This is a genomic window from Bacillus sp. 1021, from assembly GCF_014534735.1.
Lineage (GTDB): Bacteria > Bacillota > Bacilli > Bacillales > Bacillaceae > Bacillus > Bacillus siamensis.
This window is the reverse complement of record NZ_JACVSR010000002.1, coordinates 200,235-214,330: the sequence shown is the minus strand read 5'-3', so window position 1 is coordinate 214,330 and position 14,096 is coordinate 200,235. Positions and strand designations below refer to the sequence as shown.

Genomic DNA, 14,096 nt, shown 5'->3' with positions numbered 1-14,096 from the left:
TGTACCTCCTCTTCTGTCTCTTATTTATATTCCAAACAAGAAGAGATTTTAAACCGCACAAAAAAACAGCCGCACGTTTGCGGCCGTTTATGTTCTGATCGGAACATCAAGACGGTAAAGCTTCCGGTACCGTTCGTTTTCTGCAAGCAGCTCTTGATGGGTTCCTTCCATTTCTGCTTTTCCATTTTCTAAAAAGACAATCTTATCAGCTGTTTCCACACCTGCTAGATGGTGTGTAATCCAGAGAATCGTTTTCTCTTTAAAAACATCAAAAATCGTATCAAGCAATTCGCGTTCAGTAACCGCATCAAGGCCGACCGTCGGTTCATCAAGAATAATGACCGGCGTATCTTGGAGCAGAATGCGGGCAAGCGCAATCCGCTGCCGCTCCCCGCCTGAAAAACGTATCCCCGTCTCCTGCACGGACGTTTCATACCCGTCAGGCAGTGATTCAATATAGTCGTGCAGCTTCACTTGCCGCGCCGCACGCTTAACATCTTCATCACTCGCCTTTCCGTTTCCGAGCCGGATATTGTTCATAATGCTCGTATTAAAGAGATGAGGCTTCTGATTCAAAACGGCTACCGCTGAGGAAATCTGATCCTGCACGGCCGCAGTTTCCAGCCCGTTCAGTGTCACTTTGCCTGAATCGGGAACTAAGGCGCCTTCAATTAAAGCGAGAGAGGTCGACTTACCGGAGCCGCTCCTGCCGAGCAGCGCCATTTTTTCACCCTGGCGGAGAGTGAAGGAAAAGCGGTCAAGCACATGACTGTGCTGATCATAAGAAAATGACACGTTATCAAACGCCAGTGTCACATCAGTGACATCCAGTTTCTCATCTGACTGCTTCACCTCACGCCCCCGCAGCTCCGGAGCCGCCTTACTCATTCTTCTGGTCGAATCCTGATAAGAAGGCACTTCCGTCAGCGCATCCGAAAGGGGCAGAAACGCCTCCGTCAATGGAAATACAACAAGCACAAAGGCCGCGATCATCGTGTTGGCGATGCTGCCGTCCGCATACTGACCCGCCGTCCAGAACAGCATGATCAATATGAAGCCGCCGACAAGGCATTGTGCGGCGAGATCGCGCAGCCTCGTAAATCGCTGACGTTTGCTCTCAAGGTCAAACCATGCCTTTTCTTTCTCTTCATAAGAGGAAATAAAGGCGGCCTGACGTCCCGAGAACATCCAGTCGCTCACGCCGAGTACGGCATCGGTCAGCCGGCTGTAGAGCGTATTCCGTCCGCTTTTCAGCTTCATGTTTTTCGCTCTCGTCACAAGAAGCGACACAACCGGAAATAAGACAACCAATACAAACAGGTAAATCGCCGCAAGAGCGGCAAACGGCCAGGAAAAAAAGCCGAGCCCGATAACGGATGCCGCATAGAGCAGCAAAGCGGAAACCCCGGGGAAAATCGTTTTTAAAAACGCATCCTGCAAATGCTCAATATCCTCAGCCAAAATGCCGAGCATGTCGCCCGTTCGGAAACGGGAAGAGAGCATGAGAGAGGCCGGCTCCAGCATATTGTAAAGCCGCACCCGCATGTCGGACACGATTTTCAAAATGATGTGATGCCCCGTCAGACGCTCGGCATACCGGGAGACTGAACGGGCGATCCCGAAGGTGCGCACGGCCACAATCGGAACGTACACCAGCAGGATATTCTCAGGCCTTGTCGCCGACTTTGAGATCAAAAAACCGGAAGTAAACATGAGAAAGGCCGCCGAAAAAATCGTCACCGCGCCTAAAAAAATCACAAGAACAAACAAACGGGCATTTTGCTTAATATACGGCAGAATCCATTCTTCTTTCCTCATGTTCTTTCCCCCAGTTGCGCCTCTACAAGTTTGGCGTATACGCCTTGTTTCGCCATCAATTCGTCGTGGGTGCCGATTTCCGCCACCGCGCCGTCATCAAGCACGATAATTTCGTCCATTTCAAGCATCCAGTGAAGACGATGAGTGGCCAGAAAAACAAGCTTATTTTCAAACAGGTCTTTCATCGTTTCTTTTATTTCATACTCTGTTTCAATATCAAGGTGAGCGGTCGGCTCATCCAAAAGGAGAATCGGACGGTTTCCTAAAAAGGCTCTGGCCAGCGCGACACGCTGAGCCTGCCCTCCGCTGAGCGCCCGCCCGCCCTCACCGATCCGGCCGTCAAGACCGCCGGGCAGATCACGAATCAGTTCGGAAAGACCCGCCGAAGCAGCGGCCTGCGCCGTTTCCTCACGGGAAGCATCAGGATGATAAAACCGGATATTATTCAAAAGCGTGTCATCAAAAATGTACGGATGCTGCGGAATATAGAGCAGCTGCTTCTGCCAGCCGTCCGACTGCAGATGCGAGCGGGATTCACCGTTTACCTTGATCTCACCGGACGCAGGCTCTAAAAAGCCGCCCAGCACATCAATGAGAGTCGATTTTCCCGCGCCGCTTTCCCCGATAATCCCGATTTTTCTCTTCCCTTTAAAGGACAGATTAAATTCAGACATCGATTCACGGACGGACAAACGCGTAAGCTGTAATTCATCTCCGTCAGTCCACGTATCAAGCTCGAGCGGCTTTTCTTCTTTAAAACCGGGCTGCGCCAAAATCGCCTGAATGGTTTTTCCCGCTTCCTGCCCGTTTAATGTCGCGTGGTAATCATTTCCCACCTCGCGGACCGGGAGAAAGTATTCAGGCGCAAGAATCAGCGCGGTCAATGCCGGGCCGAGAAGAATATGCCCGTCTATCAGCCGCAAGCCGAGAAACACCGCCACTGTCGCCACCGACAGCATCGTAAAGAAATCAAGGGCGAATGATGATAAAAACGCGACCCGGAGCGTGCTCATCGTCGCCTTGCGGTATCTCTCGCTGACATGAAAAATATTTTTGCTGTGTGATTTGCTTAATCCTAAAAACCGCAATGTCTCCAGTCCGCGGAGCGAATCCACGAAATGATTGGAAAGCGTCTGATAGGACTTCCATTGGCGATCGGCTTTTTTGTGTGCGACAAGTCCGAGCAGAATCATAAATACAATCAAAATCGGAAGCGCAAGAATCAGAATCAAAGCCGATGTTTTATCCTGAAAAAACACGTAAATGACAACGGCAGCCGGCACGATCGCCATGCTGACCATTTTCGGCAGAAACAGCTCTAAGTAGCGGCGGAACTGGCTGATGCCTTCCATCGCCAGCGTCACCATCCGGCCTGTCCCCTCTTTTTTCGCAAAGCGGGGGCCGAGACGGAACAATTGCTCAAGAAATCTTTTTCTTAAGTCTGCGCCGGTTTGCGCGGCATATTGGTACACGATTTTCTGCCGGACCGTTGTCACCGCGTGCCGGACCAAAAACGCAAGCAGGAAAAAGCCGATAACCGGATAAAGAGAAGCAATTCGCTTCCCGTTAAATAATCCGGTTACCGCCTGGCTCAGCCATTCCGCCTGCAAGATAATGGCGGCCGTTTGTATTATCGTTAATCCCGTAATGATCGCAAGAATCCGCTTCATTCCTTTATAAAGAAACAGGTCTTTTCCCATTAATAAGTCATAGGCTCCTTATGGCTGACGCGTTTCCGGAAGACATAATAGCTCCAGATCTGACTGCCGATGACAAACGGCAGCAAAGTCAGTGCAACAATTGTCATGACTTTAAGTGAATAATCACCGGAAGACGCGTTAGCTACTGTTAAGTCATACGCGCTTTTCAGCGAGCTGACCATGACGCGCGGGAACAGGGAGATAAAAATCATCGCGACTGTCAAAGCGAGACCCGCGCCGGTCATACCGAATGCCCAGCCGTCTTTTTTCTTGCTCATGAACACAATGGCAAGAACGTTGCAGATGACAATCAGCACGAATATTGGAATCGTGATGTTTGCCCGGCGTGTAAACATATCCGTATCGTATGCAGACATCGCAAAGAAAGCAAGTACAACAAGAAAGATAACACCGATTACGCGTTTTGCCATTTTTCTCGCACGCTCTTGTAAATCACCGATCGTGCGCAGGGTGATAAACATTAAACCGTGCAGGAATGAAAGAAGGGTGACGGCTGCTCCGCCAAGAACGGAATACACGTTCACAATATCTGAAAAACCCGCGTGAATGTTCATGTGTCCGTCAATCGGCACACCGCGGAACAAGCTTGTAAAGATAAGGCCGAATAAAAACGGCGGGATAAGGCTTCCGAAGAAAATTACCCAGTCCCATGTTTTGACCCATTTCAGATTGTTCACTTGCCCGCGGAATTCAAATGCCACGCCGCGGCCCATCAAGGCAAGAAGAATGATGATAAACGGAATGTAATATCCGCTGAGCATCGTTGCATACCAGTTCGGGAATGCCGCGAAAATCGCTCCCGTACCTGTGATCAGCCACACCTCATTCGCATCCCAGAACGGGCCGATGGTGTTAACCAGCACTCTGCGTTCTAATTCATTATGGCCAAGAAATCGGGTCGAAATGCCGACACCGAAATCAAAACCTTCTAAAAAGAAAAATCCGACAAACAAAATCGAAACGAGTATAAACCAAAGATCATGAAGTGACCCCATGGTAGACCTCCTGACTGAACGGATCTGTTGATACAGGAACATCCTTGTGATCATCATGGTCCGCACCTTTTTTAATTTCACGAACGAATAGGAAAACAAGCAGCGCGCCTAAAATCAAGTACATGACGCCGAAGCTGATAATTGAAAACAGCAGAGATCCCGTCGTTACGTTAGGCGAAACGGATTGTGCGGTCGTCAATTGCCCCATGACCGTCCACGGCTGGCGTCCGATTTCAGTCATAATCCATCCGGCAGAGTTCGCAATGAACGGGAATGCGATCAGTGCGATCATGCCCCGTAAATACAACTTGCTTGTATGAAGCTTTTTGCGGCGGTTCAGAATAAAGCCGGCAATCGCGGCGAAAATCATAAGCGCGCCTGCACCCGCCATGATGCGGAAGCTCCAGAACGTCGTTTTAACAGGCGGGATATAGTCGCCTTTTCCGTACGTTTTTTCGTATTCTTTTTGAAGAGTTTTCATCCCTTTAACACTGCCGCTGAACTTCTGATAAGCCAAGTAGCTGAGTGCGTAAGGAATTGAAATTTCTGATGTGTTTTTTTCTTTATTCGTATCAATGTTCGCAAAAGCCGTCCACGCGGCAGGATCACCGCTGTCATCCCAAAGCGCTTCACTGGCGGCCATTTTCATCGGCTGCGATTCCATTAAATGCTCAGCCTGCATATGTCCGCTGAACGCAACGCCGATACCGGCGATCAGACCGACAACCATAGAAAGCTTGAAAGATTTATGGAAGAAAGGCACTTCTTTTTTCTTCAATAATTTATATGCGCTGACACCGGCGATAAAGAAAGCACCCGTTGCAAGCGCCCCGAAAATGACGTGAGGGAATTCAACCCAAAGCTGAGGGTTTGTCAAAAGCGCCCCGAAATCATTCATTTCCGCGCGGCCGTTTTTAATCGCAAAGCCGACCGGCTCCTGCATGAATGAGTTTGCCGTCAAAATCCAGAAAGATGACATAATCGTCCCGAAGGATACAAGCCAAATGCAAAGCAAATGCACTTTTTTAGATAAACGGTCCCAGCCGAAAATCCATAATCCGATAAAAATAGATTCCATAAAGAACGCCAAAAGCGCTTCAACCGCAAGCGGAGCGCCAAATACGTCTCCGACAAAACGGGAATAATCAGACCAGTTCAATCCAAACTGGAATTCCTGAAGAATCCCTGTGACGACGCCGACAGCAAAGTTAATTAAAAAGAGATGTCCCCAAAATTTAGCCATTTTGAGATAGGTCTCTTGTTTTTTGACAACATAAAGCGTCTCCATCAAAGCAACCATAAACACAAGCCCGATAGACATAGGCACAAACAGGAAGTGAAACAATGTTGTAGATGCAAATTGTATGCGGGCTAAAACCAACTCACTCATGATGTTTTTCCTCCAATCTGGTAAATTGCTCAACATTTCACAAACACGACAAAACCATTGCTCGGTATTTCACAAGAAATGATATATTTGCTCAACGTTTCACAAATTTGTCAAAACTAATGAATTATCAGCCTGCACTCCCTGGGGGGCAGCCGGCTGTCATAGAAATGATTCAATATCATTACTTTACAACGATTCCGCCTAAAAAAAAAGATCGATATACCTAAAAATAGGCTGAAATTGTGACCGATTAATGTCGAATTTGTAGAGATTTTATGTCGGCATCTAGGATTTTTGTCCCTTCCATATCGTACCTCTTTTTTATTCGTGTGGCGAACAAAATGCTTTATTCAGCGGGAAAGGCCGCCAAATCGCCTTTTTAAGAAAGAAAATGAGGTGAAAGTATGTTTTCTAGTAAATTCATAATATATGAACAATTTAAATTTTTTAGTATACTTTAAATGGGGATATTTTTCACTACATAAAGACTGGGGGAACAAGCATGGGAGAACTTCAACCAAATTTGCAAACGGATTCAATTCCAAAACAGCAACGGACTGATAATTGGTTTGCCAGAGCAATGAATATAAGAATCGGCATTATTCCTCTTCCTATCTATATCCTGCTCTTCTTGCTTATTACGGTGTTTGTCATGAAACACGATGTAAAAAGCGACATCCTGACATCGATTGCCGTCATGAGTTTTTTCGGATTTACCTTCGGCCAGATCGGAAAATCCATTCCGATCGTGCGTTCCATCGGCGGCCCTGCGATCCTCGCAACCTTTATTCCGTCCGCTGTCGTCTACTACCACCTGCTTCCGAAAGACATTATTACATCAACAACAGAATTCACGGAAAACTCTAACTTTCTCTATCTATTTATTGCCGGTATCGTCGTCGGCAGTATTCTCGGGATGAAAAGAGAGACTCTCGTCAAAGCTTTCGTCAAGATTTTTATTCCGCTGATCGCCGGCTCGATCGCGGCCGCCATCGTCGGCTTATGCGTCGGGACGCTGCTCGGGCTCGGTTTTCAGCACACACTGCTTTATATTGTCGTCCCGATTATGGCGGGAGGTGTCGGCGAGGGCGCGATTCCTTTATCCATCGGCTACTCCGATATTATGCCGATGTCCCAGGGAGACGCCTTTGCGCTTGTGCTGCCGTCCATCATGCTCGGCAGCCTGTGCGCCATTATGTTATCGGGTTTGCTGAACGTCATCGGGAAACGCAAGCCGGAATGGACGGGCAACGGGAAGGTCGATAAGTCTGATCAATCCGCTCCTGTATTGGAACAGCCGGCCAATGACAATGCGTTTAATCTGTCTTTTTTCGCTTCGGGGGGGATTTTAGCGGTTTCCCTGTATTTGGTCGGCATGCTGGCGCATGATTTCTTTCAGCTTCCGGCTCCTGTCGTGATGCTCGTCCTTGCCGTGCTTATTAAGCTGTTCAGGCTGGCGCCGGCCTCGATTGAAAACGGAGCTTTCGGCGTTTCGCGTTTTTTCTCGACAGCCGTGACCTATCCGCTCTTATTCGCGATCGGCGTTTCAATGACACCGTGGGACAAACTGATTGCGGCTTTTAATATCAGCAATATCATTACCATTTTATCCATCGTCATTACAATGATAGCCGTCGGTTTTCTGACCGGTAAATGGCTGAACCTGTACCCGATTGAGACGGCGGTCATCAATGCCTGCCATTCCGGTCAGGGCGGCACAGGCGACGTCGCGATCTTAAGCGCCGCTGAACGGCTTGAGCTTATGCCGTTTGCCCAAGTATCGACCAGAATCGGCGGGGCGATTACCGTGAGCGTCACCCTCCTATTGCTTCATCAATTCTATTAAACGGGAAAAAGCCTCCGCCATATGCGGAGGCTCTGTTATTTCATCACATTTTGGATATAAGAGCCGAATGCCGTACCGGACATGCCCGGCGACACACGGACACGGTGAAGCGCATAAAGCCCCTGATCTCTTGTTGCCGCTCCCGGCTCCGTCGTGACCGCCATACGGTAGCCTGCAGCAGGTGCGGCTTTTAATGTTTCCTTATTATATCGTCCGACAGGGTAACTGATTACAGACGTCCGCTGCCCGAACATTTGATCAAATAAACGCTTAGAGTCCGCCATTTCGCGTTGCTGCTGCTGAGGCGCGAGCCCGTTCAATTCGAGATGGTTCATCGTATGGCTTTGAATGGAAATGCCGTGTGCGGCCATCTCCTTCATCTGCTTCTCAGTCAGGTGATTTTTATGTCCGATAAAGTTACCGATCATGAAGATGGTCGCTTTCATCTTATATTTCTTTAAAATAGGATACGCCGCTTTCACATTGTCGGTATAGCCGTCATCAAATGTGATCAGAACGCATTTTTCACGCGGCTCTCTATCCTCCGTCAGCATCAGATAGGCTTCTTCCGGAGTCATCGTATAATAGCCGTGATCATGCAGCCACTTCATATGCTGCTGGAATTCTTCCTTCGGCACACGCAGGCTGTTTCCCTCAGAAATGCTGTGGTACATCAGAATCGGCAGCCTCGCCGTTCCCTTCGTTTTAACCCAGGCGGACGTATCCGGCTCCTTTTTGATTTGGCGCTTTACAGACTTTTTATCGTGGTGTGATTCTGCCTTCGGAATGCTCTCTTCGGCACTTGCCTCATGGTCAGAACAGGCGGCAAGCGTTAACAGAGCAGCCAAAAGGCACATGCACGTAATCATGCGTTTCATGGTTTTCCTGCTTTCTGTCTATTATTTACTTTTTATATCGGTCGACGGGCAAAAATTGTTACATCAAAAAAGCCGGACATCCAGCTGTCCGGCTTTGCGTTATGAGCGGATTCTGATTTCTGTTTCACTGTCGAAAAAATGAGCTTTATTCATGTCGAAAGCCACAGTCAATTCCTCACCGGCATGAATGTCGTGGCGGGCATCAATCCGGGCGATAAAATCCTGATCCCCGATCCGGGAATAAACCATAATTTCTGACCCGAGCAATTCCGCGACATTGATCTTAGCTGTGATGGATGAATTCTTATAGGATTCTACCACAATCAGCTCGTCATGTATGTCTTCCGGGCGGATGCCGAAGATCACATCTTTGCCGGCATACCCTTTTTCCCGGAGCATTTTCATTTTCCCTTCCGGCACGCTGAGAGCGGCTGAACCGATCTGAATGGCGCCGTCTGTCAGCTTTCCTTTAAAAAAGTTCATCGTGGGGGAGCCGATGAACCCGCCGACAAAAACGTTTTCCGGATGTTCATAGACTTCTTTCGGCGTGCCGATCTGCTGAATTTTCCCATCCTTCATGACTACAATGCGTGTCGCCATCGTCAGCGCTTCTGTTTGGTCGTGAGTCACATAGATGGTAGTTGTTTGCAGTCTTTGATGAAGCTTAATAATTTCAGCCCGCATCTGCACCCGAAGCTTTGCATCCAGATTTGACAGCGGCTCATCCATTAAAAACACTTTGGCGTCCCTGACGATCGCCCGTCCTAATGCAACACGCTGCCGCTGCCCGCCGGAGAGCGCCTTCGGTTTGCGGTGCAGATACTCTGTGAGCCCCAGCATTTTCGCTGCTTCTTCGACCCGTTTTTTAATCTCCGGTTTCGGCATCTTCCTCAGCTTCAGACCGAAAGCGATATTATCATAGACCGTCATATGCGGATACAGCGCATAGTTTTGGAACACCATGGCGATATCCCTGTCTTTAGGAGCGATATCATTCACCCTCGTGTCTCCGATATAAAAATCGCCCTTCGAGATGTCTTCCAGCCCGGCAACCATCCGCAATGTTGTCGACTTCCCGCATCCCGACGGACCGACAAACACGATAAACTCTTTATCTTTAATATGAAGGTTAAAATCATCGACAGCCGCTTCTTTCTGATCGTAATACTTATAAATATGCTCGAGCCGAAGTTCCGCCATGTATATCCCCCTTTATTTGTAAACGCTTTCTTAAATAGGATTGTAACAGCCTCCGGCGGCGGCGTGTATAGGCAATGTTCATAAAAAAAGCCAGCAGCCTTCGTGCACATTTCCCATTTACTGTGATTTTTCATACTGCAGGCAAATGAAATAAGCCAGCAGGGCGCCCCGATATGTCTTAATATCAATACCTGAGCGTTCCGCAAATTTATCAATCCGATATTGAAGACTGTTGCGGTGCAAATGCAGTTTTTTCGATGTGAGCGACATGTTTGAGTTATGTTCAATAAAAGTCTGAATCGTATGCTTCAGCTCCGGTTCTTTCTGAAACAGCAACACCGCCTCTTCGTGAAGCAATGCAGAGAGCTTTTCTCTGCTTTCTTCCGAGAGCATGGCCGGAAATACCGTTTCCGCGGTCAGCGTGCTCAGCTGCGGGAGATGACGCCTTCCAATCTGAAAATATTGCTGTTCTCTCCGGTAATGAAGGCGCAGACGTTCCCCGGCGCCATAATACCTCCCGATGAAGAAACGGACACTGAAATAAAAATCACATTCAGAAACCTTTACAAAAGATGCGATATCACCCGGATCAGGGGCTTCAAGCTTTTCTTCTTCTACAATCACGCCCTGATCCCTTCCCGTCCGGACAACCGTATACGGCATCGGCCAGAAATGACGCAACGATTCCGTAAACGCCCCCCAGTTCCGTTCCCCCATTAAGTCATAATGAATAAAACGGACACGAGACTCTTTGACGTCAGGAACCAGTCCCTCTTCCAGCAGAAAACGCCGCCACCTCTTTGCTTCCGCCGTCTCCGCAAAAAAAACGCCTTTCTCTTCAGCAGGTGTCAAAAACGATTCCAGAAGCAGTTTCTCCTTCGGGGTGATATCCTCCTTCGGAATGGCGACATAGACCCGCCTCGTCTCATCATAAAAACAAAAGACATCCTCTGCCATACAGCACGTATCAGACAGCACAGCCCTCGGGTAAATTGCCAATAACGGGTTCATATGCGCTCCTCTCTATCGCTCTATTATATTTTCAGTATAAAACGTCCGGCGGGTGGTATCTACTTCATTTTAGAAACAGCTTTCCGGCTATTTCCCGGGAAACGGATCATTACCGTTTCTCCCCGGCATATAAAAAAACCCTCCGCACCGGCAGAGGGATCTTTTTTATTTAGAGATATCGACGAAGCCTTCACCAAAGACGTCCCGCACATCGTGAACAATGACAAACGCCTTTGTATCACAGCTTTTAATAATTTTCTTGAGCATGGAGAGCTCTTGTTTCTGGATGACGATGTATAAAATTTCTTTCGACTGCCCCGTGTAATTCCCTTTACCCGACAGCAGCGTCACCCCTCTGTCCATAAGCGTGTTGACCTGCTCAGCGATTTCGTGCTTATGCTCAGATATGATCGTCACCGCTTTTTTCGTATTCAGCCCTTCAATAATAAAGTCCATCACCTTCGTTCCAATGTACAGCATCACAATGGTAAACATCATTTTTTCCGCACCGATGATGAAATAAGAACTGAAGACGACAATCAGATCAAAGAACAAAAGCGCATAGCTGATATTCCAATCGAGATATTTGTTCGCAATCCTCGCCAAAATGGCAGATCCCGCAGTCGTGCCTCCGACTCGGATAATGATTCCGATTCCGACACCGGCAAACACACCCGCAAAAATAGTATTAATAATGAGTTCATGTGACGGCGAGTGCCAGTCATGCGTCAGATGCAGAAACAGCGAGTTGGCGACAACGGTAATGATCGTATAAAGCGTTGTTTTACCGTCTAAAAACTTATATCCGATGATCAATAAGATCCCGTTCAAAATGATATTCGTCACCCCGGGCGACCATTCAAACACATAATACAAGATCAAGGTAATCCCCGTTACCCCGCCCTCTCCAAGATCATTCGGAATGGCGAATAAATTAACGGCCAATGCGAAGATAAAAGCCCCAATAATCAGCATCAGCACATCCAGCAACCTCTTTTTCATCCCAGACACTCCCTTTTTATAAAATCAAAAAAGCCCGGGAGAGCACTCTTCATCAAAAGAGCAGAAACTCCCGGGCTTTTATCCCACCGTGTCACAGCAAAAAAACTGCTGTGTGTTTTCTCTCGGTCCAGACCAATTCACATTGCGGAACCCTAGAAAACCACTGTTTTTTATGTTCAGTTTTTATATTTCTTTCAAGATTATACGGGAAATCACGAACATGTTCAACCACTCTTTTTTCCATAAACCTATGAAAAATTCGAACGACCTGCCGATACTAATAAAGGCCCTTAAAATATATGACTAAAAAATCATCAAAATACTATTTTTCTCAAAATTGTATTGACTATAGGTTATTTTACAGGCATTATAGTATGTAGTTTTCAAGAAATAGTTTACATAGGAGGAAATATTATGGCAGGCAACTTAGTGTCTTGTAAGGCATGCGGCAAAGAAATCGCTAAAGGCGTTAAAAAATGCCCCAACTGCGGTAAAGATCAGAGAAACTTTTTTATGAGACATAAAATCATCACATTGCTTCTGGCAGTAGTGGTTATTATCATTCTCGTAAATATCGGCGGCGGAGGCGGATCTTCATCATCTAAAACTGCGTCCTCAAAAGCTGCGGAGTCCAAGGAAAAACTGTATAACATCGGTGATACTGTTAAGACTGAAAAAACAGAAGTTACTGTGACGAAAGTGGAAAAAAGAGATTCAGTAGGCTCTCAATTTGTCGAGAAAAAAGCGTCTGACGGCGGCGTTATCGTAGCTGTTCAATACACAGTTAAAAATGTGTCAGACAAGCCGTTAAGCTCTTTCTCCATACCAAGAGCGAAATTAGTAGATTCTAAAGGAACATCTTATGATTCAGATATTGATGCTTCTTCAAGCTATGCAACAGAAACAAAAGTAGACAACAGTAAAATTTTAAGTGACTTGAACCCGAACATTAAAGTTACTGACGTAAAAGCTTTTGAAGTTGATAAAAACGCATACTCTAAAGGCACTTGGAAATTAAAATTCAGCAACGATGTTGAAGTAAAAGTTAAATAATGATCATAACAAAAGAGACCTTCATCATTTGAAGGTCTCTTTCTTTTTACACCTTTTGGTACCCGTTCACATTGGAGGACTGCCACTTCCAAGAGTCGGCGCACATTTCTTCAAGGCCGCGCTTTGCTTCCCAGCCTAATTCTGCCTTCGCTTTTGCCGGGTCTGCGAAGCATTCGGCAATGTCTCCCGGGCGCCGGTCGGCAAAACGGTACGGCACTTCTTTTCCTGATACTTTTTCAAACGCCTTGACCATTTCAAGAACGCTGTACCCTCTTCCCGTGCCGAGATTATAGGCGTCGGCGCCCGTTGTGTCCAGCACCTTTTCAAGCGCTTTGACGTGGCCCTCGGCAAGGTCAACGACATGGATGTAATCCCGCACGCCGGTGCCGTCCTTTGTCGGATAATCATTACCGAACACCTGCAATTGCTCAAGCTTGCCGACAGCGACTTGGGCGACGTATGGCATTAAATTATTCGGGATGCCGTTCGGGTCTTCTCCGATCCGGCCGCTCGGATGCGCGCCGAACGGATTAAAGTAGCGGAGCAGCGCAATGCTCCATTCAGGGTCCGCCTTATGCAGATCGCGCAAAATCTGTTCCAGCATCAGCTTGGTCTGCCCGTAAGGATTGGTCGCGCTTAACGGAAAATCTTCGGTGATCGGCGTTGTTTCCGGAACGCCGTAAACCGTCGCTGATGAGCTGAAGACGATTTTTTTCACACCGTGTGCCTGCATGGCTTCACATAAAATAAACGTCCCCGTCAGATTATTATGATAATAACGGAGCGGAACAGCCACAGACTCACCGACCGCTTTTAAACCCGCAAAATGAATGACGGCTTCAATCTCATTTGCAGCAAACACCCGGTGAACGGCGTCACGGTCAAGGAGATCCGCTTCATAAAACACAAGCCCTTTTCCGGTAATGTCTTTCACACGCTCCAATGCTTCCGGTGAACTATTTGACAGATTATCCAGAACCACGATGTCATAGCCGCTGTTTAACAGCTCGACACATGTGTGGCTTCCGATATAACCCGCTCCACCTGTCACTAAAATCGCCATGAAGAAAGCCTCCCTATTGAATGAATTGACCATATTATATCGGTTTTTTTTTCCTCAATCATCCATTTTCAGAAAGTTTAATCGTTTAGTCATCGTTTCTTCATATTTTGTTTTCATTC

The 14,096-nt window shown here is 47.3% G+C and carries 11 protein-coding genes and 1 riboswitch; of the genes, 2 read left to right on the top strand and 9 right to left on the bottom strand.

Going from position 1 to position 14,096, the window contains the following annotated elements; all coding sequences use genetic code 11:
* Positions 1 to 87: 87 nt before the first annotated feature.
* From cydC to ICW23_RS07655, 4 genes are read right to left on the bottom strand one after another with little or no spacing between them, the layout of a single operon-like run.
* Positions 88 to 1,818 carry a thiol reductant ABC exporter subunit CydC gene (cydC, locus tag ICW23_RS07670; protein ID WP_188154287.1) on the bottom strand — a complete coding sequence of 577 codons (1,731 nt, stop codon included), beginning with the start codon at positions 1,816 to 1,818 and terminating at the stop codon, positions 88 to 90.
* Positions 1,815 to 3,518, bottom strand: coding sequence for a thiol reductant ABC exporter subunit CydD (gene cydD / locus ICW23_RS07665; protein WP_188154286.1), 1,704 nt, complete (start codon positions 3,516 to 3,518; stop codon positions 1,815 to 1,817). Before cydD ends, cydC begins: the two co-directional genes overlap by 4 nt.
* On the bottom strand, positions 3,518 to 4,534 hold the full coding sequence (gene cydB, locus ICW23_RS07660) for a cytochrome d ubiquinol oxidase subunit II (RefSeq protein WP_016937475.1): 1,017 nt from the start codon (positions 4,532 to 4,534) through the stop codon (positions 3,518 to 3,520). Before cydB ends, cydD begins: the two co-directional genes overlap by 1 nt.
* Positions 4,518 to 5,924, bottom strand: a complete 1,407-nt coding sequence (locus tag ICW23_RS07655; RefSeq protein WP_188154285.1) for a cytochrome ubiquinol oxidase subunit I — start codon at positions 5,922 to 5,924, stop codon at positions 4,518 to 4,520. The genes cydB and ICW23_RS07655 overlap by 17 nt, the downstream gene beginning before the upstream one ends.
* Positions 5,925 to 6,426: 502 nt before the next feature.
* Between ICW23_RS07655 and cimH the strand changes: the two genes are divergently transcribed.
* Positions 6,427 to 7,770, top strand: coding sequence for a citrate/malate transporter CimH (gene cimH / locus ICW23_RS07650; protein WP_045925528.1), 1,344 nt, complete (start codon positions 6,427 to 6,429; stop codon positions 7,768 to 7,770).
* Positions 7,771 to 7,805: 35 nt separating this feature from the next.
* Here cimH and ICW23_RS07645 read toward each other — a convergent pair whose 3' ends face one another.
* The 4 genes from ICW23_RS07645 to ICW23_RS07630 form a co-directional block, all read right to left on the bottom strand.
* On the bottom strand, positions 7,806 to 8,648 hold the full coding sequence (locus ICW23_RS07645; protein ID WP_045925529.1) for a polysaccharide deacetylase family protein: 843 nt from the start codon (positions 8,646 to 8,648) through the stop codon (positions 7,806 to 7,808).
* Between the two features lie 99 nt (positions 8,649 to 8,747).
* Complete coding sequence (locus tag ICW23_RS07640) at positions 8,748 to 9,848, bottom strand: ABC transporter ATP-binding protein (RefSeq protein WP_045925530.1); 1,101 nt, start codon at positions 9,846 to 9,848, stop codon at positions 8,748 to 8,750.
* Positions 9,849 to 9,965: 117 nt separating this feature from the next.
* Positions 9,966 to 10,859: a PucR family transcriptional regulator gene (locus ICW23_RS07635; RefSeq protein ID WP_188154284.1), complete on the bottom strand. Its 894-nt coding sequence runs from the start codon at positions 10,857 to 10,859 to the stop codon at positions 9,966 to 9,968.
* A 165-nt stretch (positions 10,860 to 11,024) separates the two neighbouring features.
* Positions 11,025 to 11,861, bottom strand: a complete 837-nt coding sequence (locus ICW23_RS07630; protein WP_003150818.1) for a YitT family protein — start codon at positions 11,859 to 11,861, stop codon at positions 11,025 to 11,027.
* 65 nt (positions 11,862 to 11,926) lie between these two features.
* Positions 11,927 to 12,028, bottom strand: a riboswitch (guanidine-I (ykkC/yxkD leader).
* A gap of 346 nt (positions 12,029 to 12,374) precedes the next feature.
* On the opposite strand from ICW23_RS07630, the gene ICW23_RS07625 reads away from it, so the two are divergent.
* Positions 12,375 to 12,914 (top strand): DUF4352 domain-containing protein, encoded by a 540-nt coding sequence (locus ICW23_RS07625; RefSeq protein ID WP_141228469.1) that lies wholly within the window; start codon positions 12,375 to 12,377, stop codon positions 12,912 to 12,914.
* Positions 12,915 to 12,960: 46 nt separating this feature from the next.
* Here the strand turns inward: ICW23_RS07625 and galE are convergent, their stop codons facing one another.
* Positions 12,961 to 13,977, bottom strand: coding sequence for a UDP-glucose 4-epimerase GalE (gene galE / locus ICW23_RS07620; RefSeq protein ID WP_188154283.1), 1,017 nt, complete (start codon positions 13,975 to 13,977; stop codon positions 12,961 to 12,963).
* Positions 13,978 to 14,096 lie beyond the last annotated feature (119 nt).